The organism is Arthrobacter melezitosi (genome assembly GCF_054511055.1).
Map to the genome: position 1 here is coordinate 91,868 of NZ_JBTNDJ010000009.1, position 15,981 is coordinate 107,848.

General features: G+C 64.0%; 17 protein-coding genes and 1 pseudogene. 8 read left to right on the top strand and 10 right to left on the bottom strand.

The window, feature by feature from the left end:
- Nucleotides 1–266 precede the first annotated feature (266 nt).
- Nucleotides 267–974, bottom strand: a complete 708-nt coding sequence (locus tag ACX80W_RS11305) for an MFS transporter (protein WP_459283286.1) — start codon at nt 972–974, stop codon at nt 267–269.
- Nucleotides 929–1,120: a hypothetical protein gene (locus tag ACX80W_RS11310; RefSeq protein WP_459283288.1), complete on the bottom strand. Its 192-nt coding sequence runs from the start codon at nt 1,118–1,120 to the stop codon at nt 929–931. Before ACX80W_RS11310 ends, ACX80W_RS11305 begins: the two co-directional genes overlap by 46 nt.
- A 923-nt stretch (nt 1,121–2,043) precedes the next feature.
- On the opposite strand from ACX80W_RS11310, the gene ACX80W_RS11315 reads away from it, so the two are divergent.
- Nucleotides 2,044–2,556 carry a hypothetical protein gene (locus ACX80W_RS11315; RefSeq protein WP_459283290.1) on the top strand — a complete coding sequence of 171 codons (513 nt, stop codon included), beginning with the start codon at nt 2,044–2,046 and terminating at the stop codon, nt 2,554–2,556.
- A 282-nt stretch (nt 2,557–2,838) separates the two neighbouring features.
- Here the strand turns inward: ACX80W_RS11315 and ACX80W_RS11320 are convergent, their stop codons facing one another.
- From ACX80W_RS11320 to ACX80W_RS11340, 5 genes are all read right to left on the bottom strand, one after another.
- Nucleotides 2,839–3,930: a fatty acid desaturase family protein gene (locus ACX80W_RS11320; RefSeq protein WP_459283292.1), complete on the bottom strand. Its 1,092-nt coding sequence runs from the start codon at nt 3,928–3,930 to the stop codon at nt 2,839–2,841.
- Between the two features lie 1,073 nt (nt 3,931–5,003).
- On the bottom strand, nt 5,004–5,198 hold the full coding sequence (locus ACX80W_RS11325) for a hypothetical protein (protein ID WP_459283294.1): 195 nt from the start codon (nt 5,196–5,198) through the stop codon (nt 5,004–5,006).
- Nucleotides 5,199–5,296: 98 nt separating this feature from the next.
- Nucleotides 5,297–5,920, bottom strand: a complete 624-nt coding sequence (locus ACX80W_RS11330) for a hypothetical protein (RefSeq protein WP_459283295.1) — start codon at nt 5,918–5,920, stop codon at nt 5,297–5,299.
- A 157-nt stretch (nt 5,921–6,077) separates the two neighbouring features.
- Nucleotides 6,078–6,944, bottom strand: coding sequence for a DUF2382 domain-containing protein (locus tag ACX80W_RS11335; RefSeq protein ID WP_459283297.1), 867 nt, complete (start codon nt 6,942–6,944; stop codon nt 6,078–6,080).
- 357 nt (nt 6,945–7,301) lie between these two features.
- Nucleotides 7,302–7,952: a MarR family winged helix-turn-helix transcriptional regulator gene (locus ACX80W_RS11340; protein ID WP_459283299.1), complete on the bottom strand. Its 651-nt coding sequence runs from the start codon at nt 7,950–7,952 to the stop codon at nt 7,302–7,304.
- A 741-nt stretch (nt 7,953–8,693) separates the two neighbouring features.
- Here ACX80W_RS11340 and ACX80W_RS11345 point away from each other — a divergent pair.
- Together ACX80W_RS11345 and ACX80W_RS11350 are read left to right on the top strand one after the other, a co-directional pair.
- Entirely contained in the window at nt 8,694–9,467 is a 774-nt protein-coding gene (locus ACX80W_RS11345) for a GAF and ANTAR domain-containing protein (protein ID WP_459283301.1), read from the top strand.
- Nucleotides 9,468–9,476: 9 nt separating this feature from the next.
- Nucleotides 9,477–10,190 carry a GAF and ANTAR domain-containing protein gene (locus ACX80W_RS11350; RefSeq protein ID WP_459283303.1) on the top strand — a complete coding sequence of 238 codons (714 nt, stop codon included), beginning with the start codon at nt 9,477–9,479 and terminating at the stop codon, nt 10,188–10,190.
- A gap of 108 nt (nt 10,191–10,298) precedes the next feature.
- On the opposite strand, the gene ACX80W_RS11355 is transcribed toward ACX80W_RS11350, so the two are convergent.
- On the bottom strand, nt 10,299–11,036 hold the full coding sequence (locus tag ACX80W_RS11355; RefSeq protein WP_459283305.1) for a GAF and ANTAR domain-containing protein: 738 nt from the start codon (nt 11,034–11,036) through the stop codon (nt 10,299–10,301).
- Between the two features lie 528 nt (nt 11,037–11,564).
- Here ACX80W_RS11355 and ACX80W_RS11360 point away from each other — a divergent pair.
- From ACX80W_RS11360 to ACX80W_RS11370, 3 genes and pseudogenes are all read left to right on the top strand, one after another.
- On the top strand, nt 11,565–12,215 hold the full coding sequence (locus ACX80W_RS11360) for an ANTAR domain-containing protein (RefSeq protein WP_459283307.1): 651 nt from the start codon (nt 11,565–11,567) through the stop codon (nt 12,213–12,215).
- A gap of 454 nt (nt 12,216–12,669) precedes the next feature.
- A pseudogene (locus ACX80W_RS11365) lies at nt 12,670–13,053 on the top strand (GAF domain-containing protein); the annotation flags it as partial.
- 3 nt (nt 13,054–13,056) lie between these two features.
- A complete protein-coding gene (locus tag ACX80W_RS11370) occupies nt 13,057–13,272 on the top strand; it encodes an ANTAR domain-containing protein (protein ID WP_459283349.1) in 216 nt (71 codons plus the stop codon).
- 57 nt (nt 13,273–13,329) lie between these two features.
- Here the strand turns inward: ACX80W_RS11370 and ACX80W_RS11375 are convergent, their stop codons facing one another.
- Both ACX80W_RS11375 and ACX80W_RS11380 read right to left on the bottom strand, forming a co-directional pair.
- Complete coding sequence (locus ACX80W_RS11375; RefSeq protein ID WP_459283309.1) at nt 13,330–13,587, bottom strand: hypothetical protein; 258 nt, start codon at nt 13,585–13,587, stop codon at nt 13,330–13,332.
- Between the two features lie 423 nt (nt 13,588–14,010).
- Nucleotides 14,011–14,682, bottom strand: coding sequence for a TetR/AcrR family transcriptional regulator C-terminal domain-containing protein (locus ACX80W_RS11380; protein WP_459283310.1), 672 nt, complete (start codon nt 14,680–14,682; stop codon nt 14,011–14,013).
- Between the two features lie 313 nt (nt 14,683–14,995).
- Here ACX80W_RS11380 and ACX80W_RS11385 point away from each other — a divergent pair, with 313 nt between their 5' ends.
- Together ACX80W_RS11385 and ACX80W_RS11390 are read left to right on the top strand one after the other, a co-directional pair.
- Nucleotides 14,996–15,301, top strand: a complete 306-nt coding sequence (locus ACX80W_RS11385) for a hypothetical protein (RefSeq protein ID WP_459283312.1) — start codon at nt 14,996–14,998, stop codon at nt 15,299–15,301.
- A 302-nt stretch (nt 15,302–15,603) separates the two neighbouring features.
- Nucleotides 15,604–15,900 carry an alpha/beta fold hydrolase gene (locus tag ACX80W_RS11390; RefSeq protein WP_459283314.1) on the top strand — a complete coding sequence of 99 codons (297 nt, stop codon included), beginning with the start codon at nt 15,604–15,606 and terminating at the stop codon, nt 15,898–15,900.
- The last annotated feature ends 81 nt before the right edge of the window (nt 15,901–15,981 follow it).

The following is a 15,981-nucleotide window of genomic DNA, read 5'->3' on the forward strand; positions in this document are numbered from 1 at the left end:
GGAGCAATGGCTCTCCTATTTTGGCTGATTGGTCTCCTCTCTCGATGACCTACGAAGCGCCAGCTCGGAGAATTGATCCGAGTTGGCAGTCTCGCTAGAGGATCCCCTTGCGTCCGGCTCTTGTTCCGCTGGGTGTACTTGACGCAACACTCCCCCGCGACCAACGCAGGTATGAGGTGCAAATTTCCCTTGGCGTACGGGTGGGCTCCGTAGTGGACTTCGGAATCCGGGATTCCAGAGGGCGGTCGGGAAAGGTCCGTGAGGGCCTATGGCTGGATGTCGGCGGCGGTGATTGCCTTGTTCGTGAGGGCGGGCATCAATCCCAGCAGTGCCAGGGTCAGCATTCCCATGATGGCGAACATGGCTTGGAGGCCAAGCCACTGGGCCAGCAGGCCGCCGGCGGCGGCTCCGAGCGGCATGGTGCCCCAGGCCAGCAGGCGGTAGGCGCTGTTGACTCTTCCGAGCAGGCGGTTGGGCGTGATGCGTTGGCGCAGGGACACTGTGATGACGTTCCACAGCACGATCAGCAGGCCTCCGGCGAAGAAGATCGGTCCAAGGACATAGGGGTTGTCGGTGATGGCGGGCGCACCGATGAACAAGGCGGACCCAAAGATCGTCAGGGTCAGGGATGCCGACCTGCCGAGCCGTGCCTCCACGCGTTCGGCGATGAACGAGCCGGCGAACGCGCCCAGGGCCGAGGTGGTCAGGAGCAGGCCGAAGCCCGTTGCGGACAGGCCCATCGGTGAAGCCGGACCGACGGCGAACAGCACCAGGACCGCGAAGGCGGCGCTGGAGGCGAAGTTGAAGACTCCGGTCATCGCCGCGAGGGTGCGAAGGATCCTGTGGTTCCGCAGGAACCGCAGCCCTTCGCCGATGTCGAACCGCAGTGTCGTCTTGTGCTCACGCTCGGTGTGGAAGGATCCCTGGATCAGGAGCAGGCCACCGGCGGCCACCAGCCACAGTGCCGCCGGCACGGCGAAGCCGGCACGGCGAAGCCGGCAGCGACGCCGAGTGCCACCAGCAGCCCGCCCAGCGGCGGCCCAATGAACTGGTTGGTGATGAGCTCGACGCCGTAGAGCCGGCCGTTGGCGCGCGAGAGCTGATCCCTAAGCGGACGCACCCCTCAACAGCCGGCGGCGACGGTGGGACCGGATGGTTTCCGAGGATCACCGGCCAGCAGGAGCAGGCCAATTCAGAAAAACCCTCACCGAAGTCATGCAGCTACCCCGCCGCTCCCCCATGAAGGAGTAAGAACGCCCAACCCGGGCTTCGCGAGAGAAAGGAGGCACCCCGCCCCTTGAAAATCCGTACTCAACCACCAAAACCGGCAACCGGACCGCAGAATTGGGCCGGCTGTCCACAGTCAGAGAGCAAAAGGGCCTCTGACTAGGGGAAACTTGTGCCCGAAGTGGGACTCGAACCGGACTCCAGGCCCCGGAAATCCGCCACTCCCCCGAAAACATACCCAGTCCGGACCAGTCCGGCACCAGTACGGCCCAGTCCGAGGCCCCAAGTGTGGACATTGTCCACACCCCCACTTCTCCCCACTCCTCACGACTCATACCCAGAACGGGCCGGGCTTACTCCCTTCGGCGTCGACGTGCCCTGGAGCGTCGGGCCTGTCAGAAGGTTCGGTCACTGCCGTGAAACTCTGGATCGCGCCCCCTGCCCGCAGCCTTGCCAGGTTCTCCTCAAACTCAGCACCACCGGGTTCGGCCGCGGTTAGAACTGCGAGCACCACCCCTGGGCCGCCGAAGTAGTCCGAGGAGGTTTCCGGGGGAACAAAGTCGGCCGTATGAGCGCCACCATCGGGCGCTATGACCACTGTTTGAGGAATCTCCGGGCCTTGCCTGCCCTTCATGGCGGCCTCCTAGGTGGGTGAACCTACGCCGAGCTCCAATCTCGCTTCACCCGGAACAAACGGTCCGGCACACATTCAGGCCGGCGCAGACCCTTTCGAGGGCGGCCATCGAGTCATCTTCACACGTCATATGGGTGCTGGATGCGCGCACGGCTCAGGAGTGCACAGGACGTCACTCGTCCTTGGTTGTCCATGATTTTGAGGAGCAGAAGAAGGCTGCGGTCGGTGAGGATCGGAGGAAAACACTTGCCAAGCGTCGTGTCGATCTCATCAGGCGCAACGGACCGGTCTTCAGTGAAGATGACGTGAAGCGCTTCCCTGGGTACATGGAACTAGTGAAACAGGTAGCGGCTGTTGTCGCGGCCAAAGGCGCGAAAGACGCGGAAGCATACGACGTTGATTCGATTGAAAGGCTTTGGCGCGCGTCGGCTGGATCGGCGCATGGCAAGCGCTGGCCCTCACACGAGTTGCAGATCGTCCTTCCCCAAGAGGAGTTCCTTCCGGGCCAGTTCAACACGTCGCAGATGCCTGACCCCGCAGCCATCACTTCCATCACGGAACTGGCCGCATCACTTACTTCTTATGCAGTGCTTCGATTTGCGGACTACTCGGGGTACGAACCCCAGTTGTCAATAATGATGGAACAAGCTCGGGACCGGCTCTCAGCCAGGATTACACGTCGGTCAGGCCTCTAACGTTTTGACTGGCTGGGACGAACCGCACCGGGACCCGTGCTTCTGCTCCCGGTGTCATGAGGACTCCGTGAAACGGCCGTGCGGAACGCGGTGATACCAGGGTCCGGGGTAACGGTTCCGGCGCATGGTGCTATCCGTGGGCTGTCAAGGGGACGAGGATTCGGCAGGGGAAGGTACACGGTCCGGTTCTTGGAGCGCGGGGAGGAGGGACGGTCCTGCGCCGGGTCGCCGGCTCCTGCGTTCTGGATCCTCTTTCCGCTTCCAGGTAGCATGGCGCCCCGGTCAGCGGCGGCGGTAGAGGTGCGCAAGGGGGCAGTCGAAGGGATCCCGGGCGGCGAGGCCGACCCGGTTGAGATGGGTGATCACCGCGGCATAGGAACGCAGGACGCCGACCTCGGTGTAGGTGATGCCGAGGCGTTGGCAGTGTTTGCGGACGATCACCGCGGCCCGGCGCAGGTGGGGGCGGGGCATGTCGGGGAACAGGTGATGCTCGATCTGGAAGTTCAGGCCGCCGAACGCGGTGTTGGCGAAGGAACCCTCGCGCACGTTGCGCGAGGTCAGGACCTGGCGTTGGAAGAAATCGAGGCCGCCGTCGTTGGGAAGCATCGGCATTCCCTTGTGGTTTGGGGCGAATGAAGCCCCCATGTATATCCCGAAGACGGCGAGCTGAACCCCCAAGAACGCCACTGCCAATCCAGCTGGCAGGAACCAGAACAGTATGCCCAGATAGGCTCCGAATCGTGAACCAATGAGCGCCAGTTCCAGCCACCGGCCCTCGACCTTTCGACGTCGGGTGAGGGTCCGGATGGACTGCACGTGGAGGTTGAGGCCTTCAAGGCTTAGAAGGGGGAAGAACAGGTATCCCTGATGCCGGGTAAACCATGCCTGGAAACCTGTCCGCGGGGCTGCGTCTTCCTCCCTGAACGCCAGAGTGCCCATGGCGATGTCCGGGTCCTTCCCCACAGTGTTCGGGTCATTGTGGTGGCGCGTGTGCTTGTCGATCCACCACGCGTAGCTGATCCCCACCACCCCGGCGGCAAGAAACCGCCCAACCCGGTCGTTGACCGCCCGCGACGTGAAAATCTGCCGGTGGGAGGCCTCGTGCCCCAAAAACGCGAACTGGGTGAGGATGATACCCAGGACGCCGGCGATGATCAGCTGAAACCAGGTATCGCCGAGCAGCAGAAATCCTGCCGCCGCGGCGCCTGCAGCCAGCATCAGGATCAGGATCACGGTGAGGTAGAAACGCCTGCATCTCACCAGGAGACCGTCCCGCCGCACCTCCTTCAAGAGCGCGGCATAGGATGCGACCACACTGTTCTGAGGCAGCAGTTGAACCCTCCGCACGGCTTTGTCCTTATTCCTGAGGGCCATGGCCGGTTGCCGTGGTGGCACACCGTGGGAAGGGACTGCTGGAACATCGGATCGGACTGCACCGGATGCTTCGCTGCCAGGTTGCATGTGCTGACCCCTTGCCTGGAATCCGGCCGGAGTTTCCGGTCGTAAGCACTGACGGGGTCTCGGGCAGCAATACCAGCGTAGATCAATTCGTGCACCACCGCCGGAACTTATTTGTCCATGCGCCACGGGCAGGTTTGCGGGTATAAGTAGTTGGCTGATTCCTTCGTTGATATTTGGCGGCGGGGTGTCCGCCCGGCTCCGGTCCGCCGACGGAGTACCGCTCGACCCGAGGCCTCCTGTTGGCCCACCGAAAGTGACTCCCTATGAGTGAACCGCTTTCACCAACCCCTGGCCCCGTCGAGCGGCGCGATGACTTTGCCCATGCCGACGCGGGCCTCGGTGCGCCGATCGTGAAATGCGGCAACGTGACAGGCGCGGCAGTGTTTATCTTCAGTGCCACTGCCGCCGAAACGCTGCTCTCCTCCACCGACCCTGTCGCCCGGGCTTTGGAGGTGAAAGAGCCGCATGGGCTTCGATGCCGGTATGCGTCCTCATTCAGAAGTTCGATAGCGTAAAAAGAGACGACCAGAGACCGGAAAACAACCTGACTATTGCTTCGAACGCTCGAACCCGCCGCACCTTCACCAGGCTTTCGCGGGCGGGGTGAACGAGAATCACGGCCTCCGGTTCAATGTGGGTTTTTGGAGGCGGTCCGGCCCGGAAATAGTGTCGCCGTGGAGGAATGGCTAATACGCGTCGTGGTTACCGAATCCTAAGGATCCGGACAAAGTTGACCAGACGTCCACCTAATGAAGGCGTCCCCTGGAGCGCCGGTCCAACTCCCCAGGCCCGTCAAGTAGTGCTGATGTCATGATGGGAAGGCAGGTGAGAAGCGAGCTCTCGTTGCCGGGAGGCGACCTTCGACATTCCACTGATGGCGGTGCCGCTCAAGCCGCTCACAGCCAGAACATCCCGACGGGCACCTGCTCACCTCCTCTTGCGGACCTAGCCTCCCCCAAACCGTGCTGCCAAGATAACCCTAGGGCTCAGCTGTTTTCAGGTTTCACCAAGCTGTCTTCGTCCACTTCGAGGGCGGGAGCTTCGGAGAGCTTGTCAAGAAAGTTTTCTGCCTGCCCGGAATCCCCTTCGGAAGGTTCATCAAAAACGTCCTGGTCGGCTGGATCCTGTCCGGCGCGGGGTGTGGAGCTGTCGTGTGCATTAGTGGGGACCTCGTTTGGCATGGTGCCTTGCCTCAACAATCTGGTGGAGTGATGGAAGACGGCCTGGCCGGGCCCGCAGTAGTGAAAATCACGGGCCCGGCTAGGCCTGGTGTATTGGGTTAGGAGGTCAGCCCGGCCTGGTGGTCGATGCCGGCCTGGTCGACTTTCCGGTGGAAATGCATGCCGGCTTTGCCGCCAAGGATCGCCCCGATAAGGGGAACCAGGACGGCGATGGCCAGGGCGATGAGACCACTGGCGCTCAGGAGACTACCGTCGACGGGGATGCTGGGCGCTCCGCCGATGCGTGAGAGGACGTTGAACTGGTCTCCCGCGATTGCGGCGAGGATGGCGACAACGATGGCGATGATGATGCCCCACAGCCAGACCGCGAGGCCCTGCTTGACTCCGTCGAAACGAGCCATGCGGCCGGCGACGTAGCCACCACAGTAGTAGGCGAGGAACAAGATGACTGCCAGCACGATGCCACTGACAATACCGACGGTTTCCGCGTTTTGGGTTGCCTGGCTGGCGGCTTCGCCCGCATCGGTGTTGTTGGCGGCTCCGACTCCCACGCCGATCGCGGTGGCCAGGGCGCTCAGGATGACCGTCATACCGGTCGCGGTCAGCCAACCAAAGAAGGCTGACCCGAACTTGATGCCCCCGAACTTTTCCTTCTGGGCGTTGACGACATCGTTGCGCCGGCCCTTCGGTGTGCTCGCGCCTGCGTTGTGGTCCTGTGCCATGACTCTCCTTGGAATGGTGTTTCGCACTGCTGTCCGGCACCGCGCTCGTCGACCGGGATGCCGGACATATTCATGTAGTGCACTTCCAATGACCGTACGCCGGCCTGCGGAAGGAACTTCCCCGGGAGCCGATGACGGCGCCCGGGTATTCGATGGACTATCGGCGGTCGGCCTTGCCGGGGTTCTCAGCGTCCAGCACTTCGATCTGTTCCTTACGCACTTCCCCGGACACGGTTTCCTGGGCCTGGACCGTTTCCTTGTTCAGGCGCACACGCTCGACGGGGACGGCTTCCTTACTGATGACGACCTTCTCCTCGCGGAGGACGACTTCGTGTTCCTCTTCGCTGATGCCGGGCCCGTCCATGGCGTTGCCCCGGTTCGCATCGGTGATGGGTTCGCGCTCGATGCGGATCTCCTCGCGCCGGACCGGGACCGTCTTGGTGACCGTTTCCGTCACCACGTACTTGCGCAGGCGCACCCTGCCGGCTTCCCGGGTTTCGGTTCCGACCCGGAGCCGTTCCTCGGAGCGGGTCATCGCTTCATCGGTGGTCGGTCCGGAGATGTCGTGACCGACCGCCCTGCCCTCGCCTGAACGGTCGATCCGCTCATCACCGGACTGGAAACCCTGCTTGAAGCCGGTCGTGCCCGTCCCGATTCCCGTGACAAGGGGCGCAGTCGAGGTGTTCGCGGCGGTACCCTGGAAGCCGCCTGCCAGGCCGTAGTGCCGGTACAGGGTGTCTTCTTCGTCCGGGTTGAGGGCACCGTCCACCTCAATGCGCGGTGCACCCTTGACCTGGTCCTTGCTGTAGCGGACCTTGACATCGCTGCCGTCGGCCTCGGCGCCCTGAAGGGGAACGAAGGACTCGGAGGTGCCAAAGAGCCCGGTCTTCGCCGTGACCCAGTTGGGATCTCCGGTGTGGTCATCGACGTAGATCTGGCCGATGGAACCGACCTTGGTGCCCCGGGCGTCAACAACGTTGCCGCCCGTGGACAGGATGGTGTCGAGATTGTGCTGCGTGATCATGGATTTTCCCTAAAATTGTGACTGCGATGAAGGTGGATCGGTGGAACGCCGGGTACCTCAAGAGCTAAGAAACTTGTTGCTCCAAGGCGCCGCCGCGGCTGATTACGGTGGTGCCGGAGCCGCGGTGGGTCCGCCGGCCGATCGCTTCACTGTCGCGAATAACTGATCATCAGCATGCTTACTACTTTGGCCGCGGTGGCAATGATGCGCAACTTTTGGTTTTGTCGGGTGCGGTCGCGGATTTGTGCACCGGCGCCGGCAGAATCCGTGCGGCACCTGCATGGGAGCACACCGCCCCGGATCTTAGGCTGCCCTGCTACCTCGGGGCAGGAACCGTGGGGCTGCCTGGCGTGTTTTTCACATATCGGGGCGGGGGCGGAGAATTTCGACAAGGTCCGCCCGTATTCCGTCTAGGAGACGTGCATCGGATGCTTCAAAGGACCCTTCCACTTCCTTTACGCTGAGAAGGATCTCCGTTCCACGGTGGGTGAGGCGGATGATGACGTGCCGCTGATCGCCGTGAACGCCGACCCGGGCTATAAGGCCCCGCTCTTCGAGGCCCTGCAGTGTCTTGCTCAATGTCGGACTGCGGACCTGCAGCCGGGCGGCCAGTTGTGCCTGCGAGATGGGCTGTTCAGCTGCCAGTTCCTGCAATGCAAGCACCGCCGCATGGGTCATACCCAGATGGGCGAAACGCTCATTCCAGGTCTGAGAGACCATGTTCGCGGCGATGCTTAGCAGCTGGCTGGCGGGCCACTGGTACATCTCGATGGTGGTTGTACTGGTCTCCATTGTTTCTTCCTCTTGGTTTACGCCTATATCCATGCCCGGAGGAAGATCGGGCGGCTGCCGGTGGCGTTGTCCGCTCGGACTTCCGGTGCTGCGCTCTGTTAGTGTCGTCGGCGCCGCCCGTTGTGGTGCGTCTGCAGATTCCACCACAGGGCGGGTCGAGATTCCGGTTTCCGGAAGCACCACACCGTTGGCGGCGCCGGGTTCCTGCCGCGCCATCAGGATGCCCCCGACCTGGCCGACGGCGTCGCAGCCGGTGAATGCGTGCTCGAGGTGGGCGATAGGTGACTGGTCCTCAACGAGGAGCGGCGGGTAAGGGTCGGACCGACCGCGGGTGAGTCGGAGCTGATGAAGTGACCGGCTTCCTCCAGGGCGGCTTCGAGCTGATCCAAAACATGCAGCGAGCTCACCTTGACGACGGAGCCGCTGCGGACACTCTCGGCGGCCTGTCGACGAGACGGCGGTTCAGCGGCGCGGGGCACCAGATGCGTTCCGGTGGCCGGGGGTTTCGGTGGACCCGCGCGTCCAGACGGCATCCCGATGTGGTGTGTACTGGGGTGGAAAGGTCCTGCTTCCGGTGTCATGTGGACTCCCTGATAGTCGTGAGGAACGAGTCGATACCAGGGTCCGGGGTAACAATCTCAGCCTGCGCGGATGGCGGCGGAGTGTCAAGGATTGCCGGGTGGCCGGAAACTTCCGTTTCAGCAAGTCCGAGCAGTAAAGGGCAGCGGGCTGAGCGCGGGAAAAGCAGAGCACAGGATGCGCGCGGATGGGCAGAGGAGGGGATGGGGAAACCACCGACCCCCCGCTGAACTGCTTTTTCGCTGCCCCACCGGTAGGTTTGGGGTATAAGATAACGGGCTGTTCCCTTCGGTGAATCGGCGGCACCGTAGGTTCCGGTCCGCCGGTGGAAACAGTTCGACCACAGGCTCCCAGTTCATTTACCGAGAGTGACTCCCTATGAGCGAACCGCTCCCCCCCGCCTCCGGTCCCCTCCGGGGCCGGGATGACGGTGCCGGTCCCGGCGCGGGCCTGAGCGCGCCGTTCCTCAAATGCGCCAACGTGACCGGCGCGGCGGTGTCCGCTTTCACCGCCACCGACGCCGAAACCCTTCTTTCCGCCAGCGACCCTGTCGCCCGGACCTTAGAGGAAGCCCAGTTCGATCTGGGTGAAGGGCCGCGCTGGGACGCCGTGCGCACCCGCCTTCCGGTCCTGCTCCCGGATCTCAAGCAGAGTGCCCACCTGGTGTGGCCGGCCTTCGGCGAGGTCCTTGCCGGACTCGATGTGGCCGCGCTGTTCGTCTTCCCCCTCACGGTGGGAGCCATCGACCTGGGCGTTGTTGAGCTGTACCGGACAGGCCCGGGCTCCCTGAGCGGCAGTGAACGTCTCGCTGTTGACGTTCTGGCCGGCGAGACCGCCTGGGCCCTGCTTCGCTGGACCCTTCACGAGGCCCACCCCGATGCTCCCGCCATTCCCCCTTCCGGGGGCGGATTCACCACCGGCACCTCGTCCAGACCGGCGGGGCTGCCCAATTCCCGGCGGGAGATTCACCAGGCGACGGGAATGGTCCTTGCCCAGGCCAATGTCAGTGCGGCCCAGGCTCTTGTGCTGCTGCGCGGACATGCGTTTTCGCACCAGCAGACCCTTCAGGAGACGGCCCTGCAGGTCATTCGCCGGGACCTTGATTTCATTCCAACGGACAGCGCTCCCCCGGAGGGGCTCGGTCTGGCCTAGAATGCTTCAATGGCGACTATTACGCGACCCGAACAGGTCAGCGCCGCTTTCCTCAGGCTCACTGAGACCCTCATCACGCAGTTCGACATCTTGGAGCTGCTCCACATCCTTGTTGAAGAGTCCGTGAGGCTCCTCGATGCCGCCCAGGCCGGTCTTCTACTGGCGGATCCCTATGGGGAACTCCAGCTTCTTGCCTCGACCAGCGAGGAGAGCCAGCTCGTGGAGGTCCTGCAGCTGCAGGCCGGTGAAGGCCCCTGCATCGATTCCTATAAGACCGGTTCGGTAGTCACCATCGATGACATCACCACCCTCTCCGGGCGGTGGCCGGCCTTCCGTCAAGCCGCCCTAGATGAGGGCTTCCTGTCCGTGCACGCAATCCCCCTGCGCATCCACGACCGCACCATCGGGGTCATGGGACTGTTCGGTGTGGACCGCGGAGCGCTGAACCAGGAGGACGCCGCCATCGGCCAGGCCCTCGCCGACGTCGCGACCATCAGCCTCATCCAGGAACGCACCGCCCGCGAGAGCCAGATCGTCAATGATCAGCTCCAACGCGCCCTGAACTCACGAATCACCATTGAACAGGCCAAAGGCGTCATCTCCCACACCGCCTCCGTGGACATGAGCGAGGCCTTCGCGCGCCTGCGCACCTTCGCCCGCTCGCACAACCAGTCCCTCCACGACACCGCCGCCCAGGTCCTCAACCGCACCCTCCACCTTTAATCCAAGGGGAGCACCCAAACTGCCCGCGAACGGCCCTCTCCCGCCGGTCACGGCCCGGCAGCGCCGCCCGATGCAGGGAACCAGAACCGGCGCCTGGGCGGAACGCGTTCAGTCCTCGAAGTGGGTGTGGGCCTTCTTTTGGCCGGAGACGTGCGCCACGATGTCCTGGCAGAGGCTGTGAAGTTTGATGTTACGGGTGCTGGAGGCGCGCAGCAGGAAGTCCATGGCCTCCTGCTGGGAGCAGCGGTTCTGGGCCATGATGATGCCGCAGGCCACATCGATCGCGGTCCGGCCCTCCATTGCGGACTTGAGGTCACCGGAGAGCTGGTCTGCAGTGACGGTCCGCAGGGCAAGATTCAGGACCCGGCCAGCCATGTCGGCGAACAGTTCGGCATCTCGGATTGTATCGGCGGTGAACAGCCCGGTGGCGGGGGCGAAGAAGTTCAGGACGGCCACGGAGTCCGTTTCAAGGTCCATCGGCACCCCCAGGACGCTCAGGTACCCGGCCTGGCCGAGGCTCCGGCTGTACTCGGGCCACCGCCGGTCAGAGGAAACATCTCCAAGAAGGACCGTGGCTCCGGTCCGGTGGGCCTCCACACAGGGCCCCAAGCCCAGATCCTGCTCGATGCCATCGAGCAGGATCGCACCATCGCTGCTCCCGGCGATCGTGGCGCTGCGCTTGCTGCGGCGCAGCGTGACAGCGCACTCAACCCGGGCACCGGTGACCCGGGTCATCACCCCGGACCCGAAACCGGTCACACCGTCGAGGAACGCCTTGAGGTCCGCCGTCCCGGAAATCAGCGCGTGCAGGCGCTCGAAATCGTCCGCGTTCTCCTCGGAAGTCATGCCTAACAGTAGAAGCAGCGCCCCGACCGCACAACTCGCCACCGCACAGCCCTCCCCCAAAGGGTACAAGCCTGCGCCGGCCTCAATGCTGAAAAATCAGGCTCTCCCGGGACTGGTGGGTTACTGCTCCCTGATCTCTCCGACCCCAGCAGCTCGCCCTGCGGACCGTGCACGAAACCCGTCCGTTCAGATGCGCCGCAACATCATGGCCCACCCCGGTGCCGTTGATACTGAAGAAATGCACCAAAGCCTTTCTTCGCGGTGATACCCAAACCTGCCAACCGGGAACTCATCAACCGCAGCTGCCCGGTTTCATCGCGGAGGTGACCGAGCAAGACATCCCCGCGCAGGGCACCGCCTGGATCGGCCGGTTCGTACTGCGGCAGTGCGCGGCAGCGACCGGCCAAGTGCCACGGCATCAACCACCGGCCGCTTCACGGCTCCACCCAGAGCCCCGCCGGCACGGTGTTGACCCCCGGCCCTGGTCCAATGGGAGAGGAGGGTGCATGCTGCCACACGGTTCTGGTTGTGTCCCTTGCCGAGGCCGTGTCCAGCATCGAGTACTTCATTGACTGCCCGACCGGCACCGTCGAGCAGTACTTCGCCGACGGTGTCCTGCGCTGGTCCGGTCAGCCGTGCCGGATCCGCGGCTATGAACGCGGCGATATTGGTCCGACCCTGGAACTGGGTCTGTCCCACGTCGAACCACACGACAGGGACGCCATGCGGGCCTTCTGGGACAACGTCCCCCGCACAGGCGGGCCCCTATCGGTCTACTCATCGATCCGTGACGTCAACGGCCAACTCCACAAGATCCTGTTGTCCGCGGACCTCCTTAACGACGGCGGGGAGCCGGTTGGGGTATGGGGCCTGGTCGTTGACCTCACCCGCTCGATCCACGCCGACCAGCACCAGCTCGCCGACGAGGCCGTCGCCGCCTCCGCGCTGAACCGCGCCGTCATCGAACAGGCCAAAGGCATCCTCATGGGACGGGCCGGCCTGAACGCCGCCGACGCCTTCAAGCGGATCAGCCAGTACAGCCAACGGACCAACCGCAAGGTCGTGGTCAGCTCACAACAAATCATCGACCGCGCACAGCAGCTCAACGGCCAAGACAAGCACCAATCCAGCACCGAGACCCTGCTGGATCTGTTCCAAGTACTCCGAAAGACCACCTAGATACCGGAACAACGCTTTCACCAGCAGCCTGAGCGGATTGCCGGTGACTAGGCGCCTGCAACCGGCGTGAATGCCTGTCGGGTGGCGGTTCGGTCATGTGTGTGAACAGGGGTGCAGGGCGGTGGGCCCTGCACCCCTGCCGCCCTCGAAGCCGGCTGCTTGACCCGAGGACTCTTCCCAGTGAAGGGGCATCCGATCCGGGAATCAACCATTGGTTGCCAGGTGCCGGACACAGGGAAGTATGGGATGGGCCTAGAGTGGGGATCAGGTACGAGGAGAGCACCGTGAAACGAACCGAAGGAAGGTGCGGACTGTGAGTGAGGAGCCCGGCGTGGGCAGGGGTATGCCGTCCTCTCACCATGACGGGGATGAGCGGGCCCGTGATCTGGCGACCGAACTCGCGGAACTCGCCCGGTCCCTGTAGCACCAGCCTGACGGGGATGCTGTTCTCGCCGGATTCGTTCATGCAGCACTGGACCTGATCCCAGGAGCGGATGAGGGCTCCGTCAGTGTGGTCCTGGGGCGGAAAAACATCGGATCGAAAGCCCCATCCGGGAACCTGCCCGAGCGTATCGATGCGTTGCAGATGGAAACCAACGAGGGCCCGTGCCTTGAAGCGGCTTATGAGCACCGCACCGTCCGTGTCCCTGACATGAGCGCGGAGCAGCGGTGGCCGCTCTTCGCACAACGCGCCACCAAGGCAGGGGCCCGCGGGATGCTGTCCATCCAGCTCTGGGTGGAAGGCGATGACCTTGGCGCACTGAACCTCTACTCACACGAAGCGAACGCGTTCACCGACGAGTCCGAGAACATTGGCCTACTGGTCGCATCCCACGCCGCCGTGGCGTTCGCCGGTGCGGAGAAGAACCGGCAACTCAACGAGGCCGTCGATTCCCGGGACGTCATCGGGCAGGCCAAAGGCATCCTCATGGAACGCCATAAAATCACCGGGCAACAAGCGTTCATGGTGCTATCCTTCGCCAGTCAACGCACCAACTCCAAACTCTTGGAGGTCGCCAACAACCTCGTCAACAGCGGCGAACTTCCCGCACGCTGAGGGACTCTTTCACGTGTAGGGCTAAACGCGGTGGGTGTACTTGTCGAAACGCCTGCGTCAAGGATTGGTGCGGACCGGAATCAGCCCGGTGTTCATGCGCTGCATCCTGTCCAGGTCCAGACCGGATGCGGAAACAACCCGGTGGAGGAACAACAAGGCTCCTGCCGGGATTAAGGAGATCCCTGACGCCGCCTTCGGTGCTGCACTGGGTCCCTGGGCCGCGGTCAGCCAGCTCACGGGCGTGCTGCCCTTCGATGCGCCAATACCAGCACCCGGATGGATTGTGATCCACCCCGCCGCAGCATTGGCCGCCATCCACATCACCAGGCCTCCACGCCCGAGTCAGGCACCGCAAGACTTTGTGAAAAGCACTCCCCCGCCGCGTTGAGCCCGTTCGCAAGGCGCCCGCTCAGGGATCGGCTTGCGCATCGCGGGCCGCTCCCGGCGCGTTGGGTTGTTGTCGCCGGTAATACGGTCGGGTCAGCGCGATGGTGAGCGGCTTGCGCGGCTCCGTACAGGATGCACGCTCGATGCCTGCAGTGCCTTGTGCCCGGTTGTTCCTGCCGGTGTCGTCGCACCAGTCTATATTGTGCGGCATCGCGATGACGGCCGCTTCTCCTGCCGCCGCCTGGGTCGGGACGCGGATGAGGTGGGCAGTTTCAGTGCCCGGGCCGCCCACAGGTGCGCGATCTTGTTCCCCCCAGGAGGTCATAGCCGGGCCGATCCCTATGTGAGTAACTATTGTGGTCGCTGTGCCGGGCCGTCGAGTTGTGCTTGGAGGCCGTGAAGGACGATGGTGATGCCTTGATCGAGTTCGGTCTCGCCGTCGTAGTCCAGCAGCTGGGCGGCGAGGCGGCGCAGGTGGGGGAAGTCCTCCGGGGGCAACCGGTGCAGGCCTAGGCGCAGCCCCGCTTCGTCCTCGTCGGGGTTGACCACGAACTCCTCGAGCTCGTTGATCAGGTGACCGATGAGGAAGCCGTAGTAGGCGCGGTAGGCGTGGAGCGCACCCGAGGGCCCGAACCCGGCGCGGGTGAGGACGGCGAGGAGCTGTTCCAGAGGCCGCAGCGCACCCGGCGGGCGCAGCCCCAGGGGGGTGGACAATGGTCGGGTCACCAGCAGCGGCATTACGTGGGGGTGCTGCAGTACCAGGGAGCGGAAGCGGTGGGCGGCCTGGCGGAGCTGATCCTGCCAGGCTTCCGGGACGTCCCCCTCCGCGGCGCCCGGTATCGCCCACTGATCCAGCAGAAGTTCGGTCAGGCCATCCAGGAGCGCGTCCCGATTGGCGGCGTACCGGTAGAGCGCCATGGGGTCCCGATCGAGCCGGTGCCCCAGACGCCGCATGGATAAGGCCTCCAGACCGTCAGCGTCGACCAGCTCAAGCGCGGCCCGCAGCACGGCGCCGCGGCTCAACGGGCTCCGCCGCTTATCCCCACCGCTTGATTTCGGGTCCGAGGCGGCAGCCCCAAAGACGCCACGGTGGACAGACCCCCCCCCCCCCCGCGGCGACGGGACCATCGTGCTGGTTGGCCGGAACCATCAGTAACCACCTCTTAGTAAGCCCCCTTGCTATTTACAACTCTACACCGTAGAGTCTACGGTGTAGAGCATCCCGTGAAGCAACCCGCGGCCCTCATGCTCCAAATCCCCAAGGTGGCCCCGCTCGCTCTGACCACCGGAGTTCACCGCCGTCTAATGGCACCCACACTTCTCAAGGAGATCCACCATGTCGAACAGCAATAACAACAACGGTTACAGCCACCCCGCCGACACCCACAACGGCAACCTGGTGGTCGCTGACCGCCGCTCGACCGAGACGAAGGCTTCGACGAAGACCACCGAGTTCTTCGCCTATGTCGCCATCGTGCTCGCCACCGCCCTCACCGCCCTGGTGGTCGGCGACGGCGGAGAAGGTGGAGACGTCTTCAACGCCCACGACGCCATGAAGCTCATCACCTTCCTGACCATCGGCTACATGGTCTCCCGCGGCCTGGCCAAGTCCGGCAGCCGCGAGCACTACACCAACTCCTAAGCACCACGTGATGTGATCCCCCCGTGGAAGCCCGTGCTTCCGCAGGGGGATCACCCTGTTTGCCTTCCGCCCGGTGCGGGTGACACGGGAACCGTCCAGCGGACGACCCGCAGCAGATCAGCAATCGGAAACTCCCCAGGATAAGCCCATGAGTGAGACCACGGCATCATCGGGCGAAGCACGCCGGCGGGCGTGCGAGCCTTGCCGCCGGGGATCGGCAGAGCCGCGCCCACCTGATTCCCTACCGGCCCGCCGACGCGGCGGCCTCCCCGCCCGTGGCGCCGGAGATGCAGTCTGTGCCGGTGATCGTACTCATTCACGGCATCGGCATGTACCACCGGTACTTTCAGCGCCTCGGTGACCAACTGTCCGCCCACGGTCCAGTGGTCCTCCTCGATCTGTCCGGCTCCGGGTCCACCAAAACGCCAACGGCTGGCATGACGAACGCTGCGAAGGCGGAATCGGTCGGTGCCCTCCTGGCCGAAATCGGTGGAGCCAACCACTCCGTGCACCGCAGCGCATCCGAGGCCGTCACCGCCCGCATTCTGATCTTCCTCACCGGCACCGCGCACCACCTCGAAGAACGTCGAACCGCCTAAGGCAGCATCCACAGCACCGAATAACCCTTCTCTCGCCGGGACTAAGAAGGCCGCTCATCGCCGGCAACAACCAGCAGACAA